At 59.5% G+C, this 15,527-nt stretch carries 16 protein-coding genes; 11 read left to right on the top strand and 5 right to left on the bottom strand.

The genetic code is table 11. The annotated features are described in order from the left end of the window. The first annotated feature begins 77 nt into the window (after window positions 1-77). The 6 genes from ispF to rpoS all read left to right on the top strand — a co-directional run bounded on the left by ispF (window position 78) and on the right by rpoS (window position 5,201). The gene (gene ispF, locus L4G42_RS02445) at window positions 78-551 is read left to right on the top strand and encodes a 2-C-methyl-D-erythritol 2,4-cyclodiphosphate synthase (protein ID WP_237251102.1); all 474 of its coding nucleotides are present in this window, start codon (window positions 78-80) and stop codon (window positions 549-551) included. After that, window positions 548-1,606 carry a tRNA pseudouridine(13) synthase TruD gene (truD, locus tag L4G42_RS02440; protein WP_237251101.1) on the top strand — a complete coding sequence of 353 codons (1,059 nt, stop codon included), beginning with the start codon at window positions 548-550 and terminating at the stop codon, window positions 1,604-1,606. Before ispF ends, truD begins: the two co-directional genes overlap by 4 nt. Next, the gene (gene surE, locus L4G42_RS02435; protein ID WP_237251100.1) at window positions 1,594-2,343 is read left to right on the top strand and encodes a 5'/3'-nucleotidase SurE; all 750 of its coding nucleotides are present in this window, start codon (window positions 1,594-1,596) and stop codon (window positions 2,341-2,343) included. The genes truD and surE overlap by 13 nt, the downstream gene beginning before the upstream one ends. Window positions 2,344-2,384: 41 nt before the next feature. Beyond that, window positions 2,385-3,020: a protein-L-isoaspartate(D-aspartate) O-methyltransferase gene (locus L4G42_RS02430; RefSeq protein WP_172610991.1), complete on the top strand. Its 636-nt coding sequence runs from the start codon at window positions 2,385-2,387 to the stop codon at window positions 3,018-3,020. A gap of 179 nt (window positions 3,021-3,199) precedes the next feature. After that, complete coding sequence (locus L4G42_RS02425) at window positions 3,200-4,093, top strand: peptidoglycan DD-metalloendopeptidase family protein (protein WP_237251099.1); 894 nt, start codon at window positions 3,200-3,202, stop codon at window positions 4,091-4,093. 103 nt (window positions 4,094-4,196) lie between these two features. Next, window positions 4,197-5,201 (top strand): RNA polymerase sigma factor RpoS, encoded by a 1,005-nt coding sequence (gene rpoS, locus L4G42_RS02420; RefSeq protein ID WP_237251098.1) that lies wholly within the window; start codon window positions 4,197-4,199, stop codon window positions 5,199-5,201. A gap of 573 nt (window positions 5,202-5,774) precedes the next feature. On the opposite strand, the gene fdxA is transcribed toward rpoS, so the two are convergent. Both fdxA and mutS read right to left on the bottom strand, forming a co-directional pair. Next, complete coding sequence (gene fdxA / locus L4G42_RS02415) at window positions 5,775-6,098, bottom strand: ferredoxin FdxA (protein WP_237251097.1); 324 nt, start codon at window positions 6,096-6,098, stop codon at window positions 5,775-5,777. 239 nt (window positions 6,099-6,337) lie between these two features. Continuing rightward, complete coding sequence (mutS, locus tag L4G42_RS02410) at window positions 6,338-8,905, bottom strand: DNA mismatch repair protein MutS (RefSeq protein ID WP_237259196.1); 2,568 nt, start codon at window positions 8,903-8,905, stop codon at window positions 6,338-6,340. Between the two features lie 260 nt (window positions 8,906-9,165). On the opposite strand from mutS, the gene L4G42_RS26015 reads away from it, so the two are divergent. The 4 genes from L4G42_RS26015 (at window position 9,166) to recX (ending at window position 11,527) form a co-directional block, all read left to right on the top strand. Next, a complete protein-coding gene (locus tag L4G42_RS26015) occupies window positions 9,166-9,297 on the top strand; it encodes a hypothetical protein (protein ID WP_265386899.1) in 132 nt (43 codons plus the stop codon). A gap of 103 nt (window positions 9,298-9,400) precedes the next feature. Continuing rightward, complete coding sequence (locus L4G42_RS02405; protein WP_237253767.1) at window positions 9,401-9,901, top strand: CinA family protein; 501 nt, start codon at window positions 9,401-9,403, stop codon at window positions 9,899-9,901. Window positions 9,902-9,986: 85 nt separating this feature from the next. Next, window positions 9,987-11,051, top strand: coding sequence for a recombinase RecA (gene recA, locus L4G42_RS02400; RefSeq protein WP_065989790.1), 1,065 nt, complete (start codon window positions 9,987-9,989; stop codon window positions 11,049-11,051). Window positions 11,052-11,059: 8 nt separating this feature from the next. Further along, window positions 11,060-11,527: a recombination regulator RecX gene (recX, locus tag L4G42_RS02395; protein ID WP_237253766.1), complete on the top strand. Its 468-nt coding sequence runs from the start codon at window positions 11,060-11,062 to the stop codon at window positions 11,525-11,527. Between the two features lie 48 nt (window positions 11,528-11,575). On the opposite strand, the gene L4G42_RS02390 is transcribed toward recX, so the two are convergent. Continuing rightward, a complete protein-coding gene (locus L4G42_RS02390; protein ID WP_237253765.1) occupies window positions 11,576-12,691 on the bottom strand; it encodes an LOG family protein in 1,116 nt (371 codons plus the stop codon). Between the two features lie 368 nt (window positions 12,692-13,059). Continuing rightward, the gene (locus L4G42_RS02385) at window positions 13,060-13,485 is read right to left on the bottom strand and encodes a quorum-sensing-regulated virulence factor family protein (protein WP_237253764.1); all 426 of its coding nucleotides are present in this window, start codon (window positions 13,483-13,485) and stop codon (window positions 13,060-13,062) included. A gap of 222 nt (window positions 13,486-13,707) precedes the next feature. On the opposite strand from L4G42_RS02385, the gene L4G42_RS02380 reads away from it, so the two are divergent. Continuing rightward, window positions 13,708-14,439 (top strand): tRNA-uridine aminocarboxypropyltransferase, encoded by a 732-nt coding sequence (locus L4G42_RS02380; protein ID WP_237253782.1) that lies wholly within the window; start codon window positions 13,708-13,710, stop codon window positions 14,437-14,439. Between the two features lie 60 nt (window positions 14,440-14,499). On the opposite strand, the gene L4G42_RS02375 is transcribed toward L4G42_RS02380, so the two are convergent. After that, the gene (locus L4G42_RS02375; RefSeq protein WP_237253763.1) at window positions 14,500-15,384 is read right to left on the bottom strand and encodes a DMT family transporter; all 885 of its coding nucleotides are present in this window, start codon (window positions 15,382-15,384) and stop codon (window positions 14,500-14,502) included. Between the last annotated feature and the right edge of the window lie 143 nt (window positions 15,385-15,527).

The raw sequence follows: 15,527 nt of genomic DNA, 5'->3' as shown, positions 1-15,527 counted from the left end.
GCAATTGAGCGCGGGCCGACCCTAATGTCGGTCAAAGTAGGTAGAATCACGCCCTGACTTTTTCAGGGCGTTTTTTTATGCGTATTGGCCACGGCTACGATGTGCACCGTTTCGCTGAAGGCGATTTTATTACCTTGGGCGGCGTGCGGATTGCGCACACGTCGGGTTTGCTCGCGCATTCCGATGGCGACGTAGTGCTGCATGCGCTGAGCGATGCCCTGTTGGGTGCTGCCGCGCTGGGCGATATCGGCAAGCATTTCCCGGACACCGATCCGCAATTCAAGGGCGCCGACAGCCGGGTTCTGCTTCGTCACGTGCTCAAGCAAGTGCATGGCAAGGGCTGGAAGGTCGGCAACGTCGACGCCACCATCGTTGCGCAGGCCCCTAAGATGGCCCCGCACATCGAAAGCATGCGTGCCTTGATTGCCGAAGACCTGCAAGTCGACATCGACCAGGTCAACGTCAAGGCCACCACCACTGAAAAGCTGGGCTTCACTGGCCGTGAAGAAGGCATCGCCGTGCACGCCGTTGCGTTGTTGATCAGCGCATGACCGAGCTCGAACTTCTGGGCCCGAGAGCCTACGGCGACGCGTTGGGTACTGCCGTGCTGAAGGCTACCGCCGACGACTTTCAGGTTGATGAGGTCCTCGACATCCCGCTTTCCGGCGATGGCGAGCACCTGTGGCTGTGGGTCGAAAAACGCGGCCTGAACACCGAGGAAGCAGCCCGGCGTCTGGCCAAGGCGGCCGGCGTGCCGTTGCGAACCGTCGCCTACGCCGGTTTGAAGGATCGCCAGGCGTTGACCCGCCAGTGGTTCAGCATTCAGCTGCCGGGCAAGGCCGATCCGGACATGTCAGTGGCTGAAAACGATTCTCTCAAGATCCTCGACAGCAAACGCCACAAGCGCAAGCTGCAACGGGGCGCCCACGCGGCCAATGGCTTCACGCTGCGTCTGACGCAATTGCAGGCCGACAACGCCGGGCTCGACGCACGTCTTGAGTCGATCAAACAACACGGCATTCCCAACTATTTTGGCGCCCAGCGTTTCGGCCATGAAGGCGGGAATCTGGGTGAAGCCCGGCATTACGCCGAGCGTCAGGCCTTGCCCGAGCAGCGCAATGTGCGCTCTCGCTTGCTCTCCACGGCGCGCAGTTACCTGTTCAATCAGGTCTTGGCCGCACGGGTCGCCGACGGCAGCTGGCAACGAGCGCAAGTGGGCGATCTGCTGGCGTTCACCGACAGCCGCAGTTTTTTCCCCGCAGGCGAAGCCGACTGCAGCGACCCGCGACTGGCGATCCTCGATCTTCACCCGACCGGGCCGCAGTGGGGCGAGGGCGATTCCCCGGCTTCAGGCGCTACCGCCGAGCTTGAAAACAGCATCGCCGCGCGCGAGGCGTTGCTCTGTAACTGGTTGATAAAAGCGGGAATGGAGCACGAACGGCGCATCCTGCGACTGCCCATCGGGCGGTTGACGTGGCATTATCCCGAGCCTGACATTCTGCAACTGGAATTCGTCCTGCCGGCCGGATGCTTCGCCACCGCTTTGGTGCGTGAACTCGTCGATCTCGCGCCGGCAGGGCAGACGGACAGCTCATGCGTATTCTGATTTCAAATGATGACGGGGTCATGGCGCCCGGGCTTGCTGCGCTGCATGGCGCGCTGGCCGGGTACGCCGATTGCGTGGTGATTGCACCCGATCAAGACAAGAGCGGCGCGAGCAGTTCGCTGACGCTGGACCGGCCGTTGCACCCGCACACTCTGGACAACGGCTTCATCAGCCTCAACGGCACGCCCACCGATTGCGTCCACCTCGGACTCAACGGCCTGTTGCCCGATGAGCCGGACATGGTCGTGTCGGGCATCAACCTGAGCGCCAATCTGGGCGACGATGTGCTCTATTCAGGCACCGTCGCTGCGGCGCTGGAAGGTCGTTTTCTGCAGCGCCCGTCATTTGCCTTTTCATTTTTGTCACGTCAGGTCGATAACCTGGCAACCGCCGCGCACTTTGCCCGGCTTCTGGTCGAAGCCCACGAGCGCCTCGACCTTCCACCCCGTACCGTATTGAATGTGAATATCCCTAACCTGCCGCTGGCACACGTGCGCGGTATCCAGCTGACCCGTCTTGGCCATCGCACCCGTGCGGCGGCGCCTGTGCGCGTAGTCGACCCGCGCGGCAAGGCCGGTTACTGGATTGCTGCCGCCGGAGATGCCGAAGACGGCGGGCCGGGCACCGATTTCCACGCCGTGATGCAGGGTTATGTGTCGATTACCCCGTTGCAGCTGGATCGTACCTATCAGGACGGTTTCAACAGCCTGAACGCATGGCTGGAGGGAATGGCCTGATGTCGCGTGAGCAAGATGATCTGTTACGACGAGGCGTTGGGATGACTTCCCAGCGTACCCGCGAGCGTCTGATTCAACGGTTGTGCGAAGAAGGCATCGCCAACACTCAGGTGCTGGACGTCATTCGCAAGACCCCTCGTCACCTGTTCGTCGATGAAGCCCTGGCGCACCGCGCGTACGAAGACACCGCGCTGCCGATCGGCAACAACCAGACGATTTCCCAGCCTTACATGGTGGCGCGCATGAGCGAGCTGCTGCTGGCGGCGGGTCCGCTGGATAAGGTGCTGGAGATCGGCACCGGCTCGGGTTACCAGACCGCCGTGCTGGCGCAGCTGGTGGAGCGGGTGTTCTCCGTCGAGCGCATCAAGGTGCTGCAGGATCGCGCCAAGGAACGCCTCGTCGAGCTGAACCTGCGCAACATGGTGTTTCGTTGGGGCGATGGCTGGGAGGGCTGGCCGGCGCTCGCGCCTTACAACGGCATCATCGTCACCGCCGTGGCCACCGATGTACCTCAGGCGTTGCTCGACCAACTCGCACCTGGGGGTCGCTTGGTGATTCCAGTGGGTTCGGGCGAAGTGCAGCAACTGATGCTGATCATCCGCGAGGAAAACGGCTTCTCCCGGCATGTGCTGGGCGCCGTTCGTTTCGTCCCGTTGCTCAACGGACCGCTGGCGTAAGCGCTATTTTGCGGCGGCAATGAATTCCACAAGGCGCAGCCGGTCTACAGGCTGGCGTTTTGCAACGATGCTTCGGTCAACTGCCGCAGCGCCGTCTCACACCATATTTTTCATGGCTGCCCGGTCTTTTCACGACGCAGGGCAGTTTCTTCTTCAGTCACCGGTAAAGGGAGTGGCGGGTGAGTCTCACAGTCATTCGGCAGCGTAGTTCTTCAACAAGTTTTCAGCGTCTGGTGATTGGAGTTGCCCTGAGTATCCTTCTGGTCGGCTGCTCCAGCACGCCATCAGGCGGCGTGCGCGTTGTCGACCGTAACGGCAAATCGACGGTGCCGACGCGGCAGCCGGTCACCACCGGTCAGTACGTTGTGAAGCGCGGCGACACGCTGTTTTCCATTGCATTCCGTTACGGCTGGGATTGGAAAGCGCTGGCCGCACGCAACAGCATTCCAGAGCCATTCACTATTCATGTCGGTCAGACGATCCGCTTTGACGGGCGCGCCAACTCGCCGTCCACGGCAGTGGCCGCTGGCTCGGCGGGCGTTCCGCAGACCACGACAAGCAGTTCGTCATCGCCTTCCGGATCGCTGAAGACCACCGTCATTTCAAGGCCGGTAGGCGCTGTCGCCGCGACGACGCCACCGCCGACAAGCAATTCGACCACCACGCCGGTCAACACAACCGTGGTCACCGGCGCCCGTTCTCCAAGCGGCTGGACATGGCCGACAAGCGGCGTTTTGATCAGCAAGTTCTCTTCAAACGGTAGTTTGAATAAAGGAATTGATATCGCTGGTGATTTGGGACAGCCTGTTTTGGCCGCGTCTGATGGGGCAGTGGTATACGCCGGGAGTGGATTAAGGGGCTACGGCGAGTTGGTCATCATCAAACACAGCGATACCTACGTCAGTGCATACGGACATAACCGTAGGCTCTTGGTTCGGGAGGGGCAACAGGTCAAGGCAGGGCAAAGTATTGCCGAGATGGGCTCAACGGGAACTGACCGGGTGAAACTGCATTTTGAGATTCGCCGCCAGGGTAAACCGGTAGATCCACTGGAATTCTTGCCACGTCGCTGATCGGTTGTCAGCCTGTTCCTGCGTAGAGGGGACAGGCTCAAGTGCTGCCATGGAAGAAGGCGTCACTGGGGCTTGAGGTCGAACTCACCAAAGGACTATAACAATGGCTCTCAGCAAAGAAGTGCCGGAGTTTGACATAGACGACGAGGTCCTCCTCATGGAGCCCGTAATCGTCCTGGATTCTGCAACGAATGAGAAGCCAGCTACACCTTCCGTTCGTGCGAAACCCAAAAACTCTGCAGCGCTCAAACAGCATAAGTACATTGACTACACTCGGGCACTGGATGCTACGCAGCTGTACCTCAATGAAATCGGCTTTTCCCCCCTGCTCTCCCCGGAAGAAGAAGTTCACTTTGCGCGATTGTCGCAAAGCGGCGATCCGGCTGGGCGCAAACGCATGATTGAGAGCAATCTGCGGCTGGTCGTGAAAATCGCCAGGCGCTACGTCAATCGTGGTCTGTCATTGCTGGACCTGATCGAGGAGGGCAACCTGGGCCTCATTCGAGCGGTCGAAAAATTCGATCCGGAGCGCGGATTCCGGTTCTCGACCTACGCCACCTGGTGGATTCGTCAGACCATCGAACGCGCGATCATGAATCAGACGCGCACGATCCGTCTGCCGATCCATGTGGTCAAAGAGCTCAACGTCTACCTGCGCGCCGCGCGGGAGCTGACGCAGAAGCTGGACCATGAACCTTCTCCCGAAGAAATTGCCAACCTGCTGGAGAAGCCGGTCGGTGAGGTTAAGCGCATGCTGGGCCTTAATGAGCGCGTGTCTTCGGTGGATGTGTCGCTGGGTCCTGATTCGGACAAGACGCTGCTCGACACGCTGACTGACGATCGTCCTACCGATCCATGCGAGCTGCTTCAGGACGATGATCTGTCCCAGAGCATCGATCAGTGGCTCTCCGAGCTGACCGATAAACAGCGTGAAGTTGTCGTCCGTCGCTTCGGGCTACGCGGGCATGAAAGCAGCACCCTTGAAGACGTCGGGCTGGAAATCGGCCTCACCCGTGAGCGTGTGCGGCAGATTCAAGTGGAAGGGTTGAAGCGCCTTCGCGAGATTCTCGAGAAGAATGGTTTATCCAGCGAGTCACTCTTTCAATAATGCGTCGATAGTCGATAGTCGATAGTCGGTGGAAGTTACATCAAGCAATACCAAAGCCCTGACGAGTCGGGGCTTTTTTATGTCGGTTGAATGTGCTCTTGATGAACGATGGATGACAGCGTCTTGATAGGCCAATGCTCATTTTCACAACCGGGTAAGTGATGCTTACTCAGGCTGTAAGCCGTTTCTTACGCGTTATGTGAGTTATCGTCTCTTCTTTGGCGGATCATGTCTCCGTCAGTTGCAAGCCAATGGTCATCCCATTGATTTATTTAACAATTACAAACTAACGTCGGCCAGCGGCTGAATTTTTCTGAAAACTCTCGGCCCTTGCCCTGAGCGTTTAAATCACTAAGATCAGTCCTGTACCGACGGATTGGTACAGGCGGTCAAGGACGACTGCTCAAGGACATCGCAGGACGCGATTCATCAGGATGATGAAGACGGATTGAAGGGATTATGGAAAAAATGTGGGCGGGTCATACCGCCCCTTTTTTCGTCTGCAGAAAAGTGGGGCCTTGTGGAGGCCTAACGCAAAAAGGCCCCGAAGGGCCTTTTGCACTGCCAGGGAATCTAGCGCTCCAGATCGGCGATCTTGCCGGTCTTGCCATCCCACTGCGCAGCATCCGGGAGCGCGTCTTTGCGTTCCGTGATGTTAGGCCAGACGTCGGCCAGCTCTGCGTTCAGCTGAGTGAAATTCTCCATGCCGGCCGGAATCTCGTCTTCCGAGAAGATCGCATTCGCAGGGCACTCAGGCTCGCACAGGGCGCAGTCGATGCACTCGTCCGGGTGAATCACCAGGAAGTTCGGGCCTTCGTAAAAGCAGTCCACCGGACAGACTTCTACGCAGTCGGTGTACTTGCACTTGATGCAGTTGTCGGTGACGACGAAGGTCATTTCTAGTTCTCTCCTCAGGCGGCGGCAGCAAGGCCGTTCAGTCCGGCTTGCCAGGTACGGGACGTCCCCCGGCCGTAAAACTCAGCTTCTCGAGCAACGCGGCAGGCAAGGTGTCCTGCGCGGCGATGTCCGACCTTGGTTCGCTGCGTTCAAACGCGGCCAGGTGCGCTGTAAAGCCAGGCTAAAAGCTCACAGCGTCCCGAACCGCGCGGGATTCTAACAGCTTGTTACGAATCACGTTAGATGCGCGTCTTCATCGAATACAACAACTCAAGCGCCTGACGCGGCGTCAGGTCGTCAATCTTCAGGTTCGACAACTCGTCCAGCACAGGGTGCGGCAAGCTAGCAAACATGTCGCTTTGCATCGGCAGCGGGGGGTTGCCCGGCTTGGCCCTGGGCTGCTCGTGGGGCAGGCTTGTGGTCTCCAGGCGCAACAGATGCTCCTTGGCCCGCGTGATGACGCGCGCCGGCACGCCGGCCAGTTGCGCCACGGCAAGACCATAACTCTGGCTTGCCGGGCCCGGCAGCACGCGGTGCAGGAAGACAATGCGCTCGTTGTGCTCGGTGGCATTCAGATGCACGTTGGCCACCAGCGGCTCGCTCTCCGGCAATACGGTCAGCTCGAAGTAATGGGTGGCGAACAGCGTGTACGCGCGAAGCTGGGCGAGGCATTCCGCCGCAGCCCACGCCAGCGAAAGCCCGTCGAAGGTGCTGGTGCCACGTCCGACTTCATCCATCAGCACCAGGCTTTTGTCGGTGGCGTTGTGCAGAATGTTCGCCGTCTCGCTCATCTCCACCATGAAGGTGGAGCGTCCGCCGGCCAGGTCATCACTTGAACCGATGCGTGTGAAGATACGGTCGACCAGCGAGAGTTCGCAGCTCGCCGCCGGCACGAAGCTACCGATATGCGCCAGCAGCACGATCAAAGCGGTCTGGCGCATGTAGGTGGATTTACCGCCCATGTTCGGACCGGTGATCACCAGCATGCGCGTGTTGTCGTCCAGGTCCAGGTCGTTGGCCACGAACGGCGACGACAACACCTGCTCCACCACCGGATGACGACCCTGCTCGATGCGCATGCACGGCTCATCGGTGAAGCGCGGACGATTGAGGTCCAGGTTGAGCGCGCGCTCGGCCAGGTTGCTCAGCACATCCAGCTCGGCCAGCGCCGCAGCGGTGTCCTGCAGCGGCGCGAGGTGGCTGATCAGGTCCTCCAGCAGCGTCTCATAGAGCATCTTTTCCCGAGCCAGCGCACGGCTCTTGGCCGACAACGCCTTGTCCTCGAATTCCTTGAGCTCCGGGGTGATAAAACGCTCGGCGCCCTTGAGCGTCTGGCGGCGGATGTAATCGGCCGGCGCCTGTTCCGCCTGCTTGCTCGGCAGCTCGATGAAGTAGCCGTGCACGCGGTTGTAACCGACCTTGAGATTGGCCAGCCCGGTGCGCGCCTTCTCCCGAGTTTCCAGATCGATGAGAAACTGCCCGGCGTTCTCGCTCAAGGACAGCAATTCATCGAGCTCGGCGTCGTAACCGGTCTTCAGTACGCCGCCGTCGCGAATCACGGCAGGCGGGTTGTCGATGATCGCGCGTTGCAGCAGGTCGGCAAGTTCCGGGTAGGTACTCGCGGTTTTCGCCAATTGCTGAATGTGCGGCGCTTCAAGCTCCGCAAGCGCCATTTGCAATTCGGGCAGTGCACCTAGGGCATCACGCAGCCGCGCCAGGTCCCGCGGGCGGGCGTTGCGCAGGCCGATACGCGCGAGAATGCGTTCAATGTCGCCGATCTCTTTCAGTTGCGGCTGCAGGTTCTCGAAGCGGTAGCGCTCAAGGAAGCAGCCAATCGACTCCTGCCGGGCCTGAAGGATCTTCAGATCGCGCAAAGGCCGGTTCAGCCAGCGGGTCAGCAAACGCGTGGCCATGGCGGTCTGGCAGCGATCCATCACCGACTGCAGCGTGTTGTCACGGCCGCCCGCCAGGTTGGTGTCGAGTTCCAGATTGCGGCGGCTGGCGCCGTCCAGAATCACCGTGTCGTCGAGGCGCTCATGGCGCAGGCTGCGCAGGTGCGGCAATGCCGTACGCTGGGTTTCCTTGGCGTAAGCCAGCAGGCAGCCTGCGGCGCCAATCGCCAGGGTCAGGTTCTCACAGCCGAAGCCTTTCAGATCCTGAGTGGAGAACTGCTGGCACAGACTTTTGTGCGCCGAATCGCGCTCGAAGTCCCACGGCGCTCGACGACGGGCACCGCGGCGTTTTTCCGCTGGCAGGCCCTGGGGCCAGTCATCGGGAATCAGCAGCTCCACCGGATTGATCCGCTCAAGCTCGGCCAGCAGGTTTTCCCAGCCCTTGATTTCCAGCACCGTGAAATTGCCGCTGGTGATGTCCAGCACGGCAAGCCCGAACAGGCGTTCGTCACCCAGAACAGCCGCGATCAGGTTGTCCCGACGCTCGTCCAGCAACGCTTCGTCGCTGACGGTGCCCGGCGTGATAATGCGCACCACCTGACGATCAACCGGTCCTTTGCTGGTCGCCGGATCGCCGATCTGTTCGCAGATGACCACCGACTCGCCGAGCTTCACCAGCTTGGCCAGATAGCCTTCCGCTGCGTGATAGGGGATGCCGCACATGGGAATGCTTTGCCCCGCTGACTGACCGCGGGCGGTCAACGTGATGTCGAGCAGCTTGGCCGCCTTCTTGGCGTCTTCGTAGAAGATCTCGTAGAAGTCACCCATGCGATAGAACATCAACTGGTCGGGATGCTGATTTTTCAGCCGCCAGTATTGCTGCATCATGGGAGTGTGCGAGGAGAGGTCGGAAATTGCTTTATTCATCAGTTATTTAGGCAAATTCTGTAGGAGATTGAGGCAAGTTTCGGGTGGCGCCGGGGATTCCACCTACGTGGCTCGACGTCATATCCGATTGCTTTTGCGATGGCGGCAAGGTTACCACGCACGCTCGCGGGCCGCAGGTCCGGCTGATTCGTCACGGCGCGTTTCTGAACCGACACGAGACGCTTCGAGCTGGCTAGGATGTCGAGCACCGCCCGATTGGAGGCGGCATTATCGACAAGGATTGCGCTATGCAACGCAAGCGAGGACGAGATTCAACCAACGGCCGCTTCATTCCTCTGGAAGAAGCCAAGCGACGTCCACGGGAAACCATCGTGGAAACCGTCAAGAAACCCTGCCCCGAAAAACCGGAGCGCAAATAGATGGCTGGCAGGCGTGATCCGGATTCAGGTCGCGTCCTGTGTTGCACATCAACCCGGCTGGTGTAGCGTGTCTGCTTTGCCTCGATCAATACGGAGAACCCCTTTGGACGACATCACTCACCTGGCAGCAACACTGGGTCAGCAACTGCTGGCGGCAGGCGCGCAGGTCAGCACTGCCGAATCCTGCACCGGAGGCGGCATCGCCGAAGCCATAACCCGTATCCCCGGAAGTTCGGCCTGGTTTGAGGCAGGCTATGTCACCTACTCCAACCCGCAGAAGACCCGTCAACTGGCGGTGCCGGAAGCGTTGTTCGCCCAGGTCGGCGCTGTCAGCCGCGAAGTGGTCGAAGCCATGGCCAAGGGCGCGCAGGCCAAAAGCGGTGCGCAGTTTTCGGTAGCGGTCAGCGGGGTGGCCGGGCCGGATGGGGGCTCGACGGAGAAACCCGTTGGCACGGTGTGGGTCTGCTGGGGCGTTGCGGAACGACTGATCGCCGAGCGCTTTCTATTTGCAGGGGACCGTGATGCGGTCCGCCGACAAACGGTGAGTGCCGCGCTAGAGGGGCTTGTACGGCTCTCTCGCGGAGAAATACCAAATCAGGGGTAGGCGCGCGTCAGACCCTGTGGAATAATACTGGCTACTTATACAGTTATATCGGCCGTCAAGGCCTAACCTATTACGAGAGGATTCAATGGACGACAACAAGAAGAAAGCCTTGGCTGCGGCCTTGGGTCAGATCGAGCGTCAGTTCGGCAAAGGTGCCGTAATGCGCATGGGTGACCATGACCGCCAGGCTATTCCTGCTATCTCCACCGGCTCGCTGGGTCTCGATATCGCACTGGGTATCGGCGGCCTGCCAAAAGGCCGAATCGTTGAAATCTACGGCCCGGAATCTTCGGGTAAAACCACCCTCACTCTATCCGTCATCGCAGAAGCCCAGAAAATGGGCGCCACCTGCGCATTCGTCGACGCCGAGCACGCGCTCGATCCAGAGTACGCCGGCAAGCTGGGCGTCAACGTCGATGACCTGCTGGTCTCCCAGCCCGACACCGGCGAACAGGCCCTCGAAATCACCGACATGCTGGTGCGCTCGAACGCCATCGACGTCATCGTCGTCGACTCCGTGGCCGCTCTGGTACCAAAAGCTGAAATCGAAGGCGAGATGGGCGACATGCACGTCGGCCTGCAAGCCCGACTGATGTCCCAGGCGTTGCGTAAGATCACCGGTAACATCAAGACTGCCAACTGCCTCGTTATCTTCATCAACCAGATCCGTATGAAGATCGGCGTAATGTTCGGTAGCCCGGAAACCACCACCGGTGGTAACGCATTGAAGTTCTATGCGTCGGTCCGTCTGGACATCCGCCGTACGGGCGCGGTCAAGGAAGGCGACGAAGTCGTCGGTAGCGAAACCCGTGTCAAAGTCGTCAAGAACAAGGTGGCCCCGCCGTTCCGTCAGGCTGAGTTCCAGATCCTCTACGGCAAGGGCATTTACCGTAACGGCGAGATCATCGACCTCGGTGTATTGCATGGTCTGCTGGAGAAATCCGGTGCCTGGTACAGCTACCAGGGCAGCAAGATCGGTCAGGGTAAAGCCAACTCCGCGAAGTTCCTGGCGGACAACCCGGAAATCGGCACCACCCTCGAAAGGCAGATTCGCGAGAAGCTGCTGACTGCAGCGCCTGATGTGAAGGCCCAATCGTCCCGCGTAGCGGCAGACGATGTGGCTGAAGTCGAAGCTGACGCGGACATCTGATCCCCGCCATGCCAGCTGTGCTTGATACGCCCGTCGCTGTAAGGCGTACCGCAATGGACCTGCTCGCGCGCCGCGAGCATGGTCGTGTCGAGCTGACGCGCAAACTACGTCAGCGCGGCGCCCCTCCCGAATTGATTGATGCAGCGCTCGACCGTCTGACGGAAGAGGGTCTGCTGTCTGAATCCCGATACCTCGAAAGCTTTGTTTCCTACCGTGCGCGTTCTGGCCATGGCCCTTTGCGTATTCGCGAAGAGCTGGGGCAACGCGGCTTGCTGCGTCCGGACATTGAACAGGCGCTGCGCGAGTGCGGCGTGGACTGGTGGGAAAAGCTTGAAGCGCTGTGGCAGCGCAAGTTCAGCGGCCAACTGCCCAGAGATGCCCGCGAACGTGGGCAGCAGATGCGCTTTCTAAGTTATCGCGGTTATCCACCCGAGCTGATTGGTCGTTTGCTGAGTGGCAAGGGCAACGACGACTGACGCGCTATCTGCATGAAGGCGCGCAAGCACGCCCTCAAGCATTTGCCATCACGTTGATTTCACAGGCTCAGGCCCTTGGGCCTGCAGAGATTGCGCAGGTTTCACCCAGTTCTCCTCCAGGTTTATGCAGTCCACCAGTTCGCGCAAGCGGCCGTGGTTGCGGCCATTGAAAGCGAATGCCAGACGCGTGAGATGGCTGAACTGCGCGTCGTCGTATTCGTCCTGATGGCCGTATTGCTGAAAGTCGCCACTTGACCGCAGATCGGCGAACCTGTCCTGAAAGGCGTTCAGCGCCTGTTCGCTCAAGGCGTGATGCATGCGGATGACGAAGGTATTCTTCAGCCAGCGGCTGGAGTGGAAGTTGCTGTAGAACCGGTTGATCTCGGCGACGGCCTCATCGGCGCTGTACACCAGTTTCATCAGGTTCATGTCCGTGGGCAGGATGTATTTATTCGCCTCCAGTTCGTTCTTGATGAAACTGAGTGCGCCTTCCCAGAACGTACCGCCCGGTGCATCCAGCAGCACAATCGGAACCAGCGGGCTTTTGCCGGTCTGGATCAGCGTCAGCACTTCCAGCGCTTCATCGAGGGTGCCAAACCCACCCGGGCAAAGCACCAGCGCATCGGCCTCTTTGACGAAAAACAGCTTACGCGTGAAGAAGAAGTGGAAAGGCAGCAGATTGCCGGTGCCATCCACGGTCGCATTGGCGTGCTGCTCGAACGGCAGGGTGATGTTGAAGCCCAGGCTGTGATCAAGACCGGCGCCCTCATGCGCCGCGGCCATGATCCCGCCGCCGGCGCCGGTGATGACCATCAGGTCGGAGGCTGCCAGTTGCTTGCCCAGTTCACGGGCCAGCGCATAAACAGGATGCTCCAGGGGGGTACGTGCGGAGCCGAACACGGTGACCTTGCGCCGGCCTTTGAATCGTTCGAGCACCCGGAAGGCATTCTCCAGCTCGCGCAACGCTTGCAGGGTGATTTTGGCATTCCAGCGATTCAGGTCGTCCTGGGCCATGCGCAGGACGGTCAGAGTCATGTCGCGGTAGAGCGGAAGATTGGGGCTGTCCGGGGCGACCGAACCGAGGAGTTCTTCGACCTTGCGGGTGAGGTCGTTTCCGTTGCTCTGAAAGTGCTGAGACAACGCGTCACTGGGTACGTAAGGCATTCACGCTTTCTCCTTCTGCAGAATCATTGACCGTCGCCAGAGGGCGGGATCGCGACGCTTCATGCGTCGGCGTGCGCAGCGAATCCGAAAGATAGAGAAGCATCAAATCTGCGCGGCGCCTGATTCTGGACTAATCCATGGTTGGAAAGAGAAAACATTGATGGCAACCGGCGCCGCAGGCAACCCTTTCTTGCATGCAAAATGTGATGAGGCAAAACGGGCACGGCGAAACGAAAAGCAGGCCCCAGGAGCAGCGGGCGAGAAGTGTTGAGTGGCGGGAATTGGAATGGCGCATGTAGCCAGGGAGGGGAGGGCAAGACTGCGCGGTGAAGGGATCTCGAAACGCGCAGCCTGTAAAGCGCGTTACATCACTTCTTCTTGGCAGGCGGCTTGGCAGCGCAATCCGCCGCTTTGATTTCCTGCGTAGTGATGAGCTTGTTGGTTTTGTATTCGGTGAACTGGTAACGCAGGATCGCGCCCTTGGCCATCAGTTGACGATAACCGGCGTTACGGCACACGCTGCCGCCCAGCTGACCGCGGACGTCGTCCGGGTTTTCGCGCATTTGAGCCGCTTGGCCAGACTGCACGCTCAAGTGGTTGATCAGCATCTTGCCTTCAACGGTGTAGCCTTCGTCGAGGATGTCTTCATTGATGGCGCGTGGGGTGCCGACACTGCTTTCCTTCGCGACTTTATCAAGCATCTGGCTCAGTTCGTAATCCTGCTTGGACGCCGCGTTGGCGCACAATGGAGCGACGAGCAAAAGCGTGAGAGTGGGGGCGATGAGGCGCAGCATTGAATTCTCCTGGTGCATGGACGGGTGGCGCAGAGGCAGGCCGTTGGACCGGCGACATCCCAAGGCGTTCACTGCTGGAGTGAGTGCTCTCAAGGCCGGGCAGTATAGGGGAGGAGCCTCGGCGGACACCAGAGAGCACGGCGCGTCGGACTGTGTCTGATAGAATGCCACGACTTTTCGACCTGCCGGATACCCCTCGTGTCACTGCCTTCTTACCCGTCAATGACCCAGACTATTTTTCACAAAAATTCTGTCGCATGTCTGAGAGATGAGCGGGAGGAGGAGAGTACGAAGCCTTACCTGGCACGCGGATCACGTGCGCCAAGGTGCCATTACTGTCGAGTGATCGAAAGTCACTGCCTTTGCAGGTGGCGCCCCAAGGTCGAGGCACAATCAGGGGTTTGCCTCATCATGACGAAAAAAGAGGTATTCAAACCCAGCAATACGGGTTGGCTGATAGCAGACGTTATTCAGGATAACCATGCGTTTGTATGGTCACGTACCGAGGTTGATGAAAAGCTGATTGCATTGCTCACTGATCCGCAATGGCAACCCTATCTGGTTTTTCCGGGAGAATATGTAGCGGCGGAGCGCGTCACTAACACGGTGACGATTAACCAGAATAAGAGGCCGCTGTTCGTGCTGATTGACGCGACGTGGACTGAAGCGAGAAAAATCTTTCGTAAAAGCGCTTATTTTGACTCCATCCCCATTTTAAGCCTGATTCCCGAAAGGCTTTCACGGTACAAATTAAGACGCTCCACGCGCAGCGAACACCTCTGTACTGCTGAAGTGGCCGCACTGTGTTTCGATTTGGCGGGCGATACTGAAGCAGCCTCGGCTTTGAGCTGCTACTTCGATGTTTTTAGTCAGCACTATTTAGGTGCCAAGAATCAGTTGCCCCTCGATTTGCTAAGCGATGCTCATCAAGAGTTGAAAGGCTACCTTGAATAGTCACAAGTAATGCCGTCGCCAGCGAGCCGCATCAAAACGGCTCGCAACAGAAGCATGACCTCAGGCGAGGGGTTTCTTCGGCCACAACTGCGCCAGCAGCATCCCGGCCAGCATCAATCCACAACCGATGTATCCGCGCAGTTGCAACGCTTCCCCCAAAATCCAGGCGCCCGCGATGGCGGCGAAAACAGCTTCCAGCGAAAGGATGATGGCCGCGTGGGAGGCAATGGCGTGTTTCTGCGCGACCACTTGCAGCGTGTAGCCGACGCCGACCGCGACGATGCCGCCGTAGAGCAGGGCGGGGGCCGCAGCAATGATCGCGTCGAGGGCAATCGGTTCGAAGAGTACTGCCAGTAACAGGCTCACCACCGAACAGGTGGCGAACTGTAAAAAGGCCAGACGGATCGGGTCGTGGCGGCTGGCAAACAAACTGACCAACACGACGTGCCCGCCCCACACGAACGCGCCGATCAACTGCAGCCAATCACCCGAGGCGACATGAAAGTTATCGCCAATACTGAGCAGGCACATGCCGACCACTGCCAACAGGCAGCCCAGCCAAGTACCCAGCCCGGTTTTATGACCGAGCAGCAAGCCCAGCAGCGGAACTACAATCACGTACAGACCGGTGATGAAGCCGGAATTGGTCACGCTGGTAAACAGCAGGCCGACCTGTTGCAGGTTGATGCCCAGTGCCAGCGCCAGGCCCATGATGATGCCGGCGCGTAACATGCCGCGATTGAGCAAGGGCTCCGGCACGCGCGCCGTTTTGGCGTTGCGCAGAATCAGCGGGATCAGGCAGAGGGAGCCCAGCGCGAAACGCAGACCCGAGAACAGATAGGGGCCGATGTGATCCATCCCGGCGGTCTGGGCGACAAAGCCAGTGCCCCAGATCAATGCGGTCAGGAGCATGAGCAGGTCCGCTCGCAGGGCATGGTTTGGCATGTTGGCACTCGTCAGATCGGGGGGCGCAGACTTTGCCGCAAAGCGTCAGGCTTGACCACCCCGGCTTCGCTGGGCATCCTTGGCGCCGCTCACCTACGGTCCCTGTGTCAAGATGTCGCGGGTTGCTACCTTGGGTGTTGAAT

Origin of the sequence: Pseudomonas petrae (assembly GCF_021728295.1) — a bacterium.
GTDB lineage: Bacteria > Pseudomonadota > Gammaproteobacteria > Pseudomonadales > Pseudomonadaceae > Aquipseudomonas > Aquipseudomonas petrae.
This window is presented reverse-complemented; position numbering and strand designations above follow the sequence as displayed.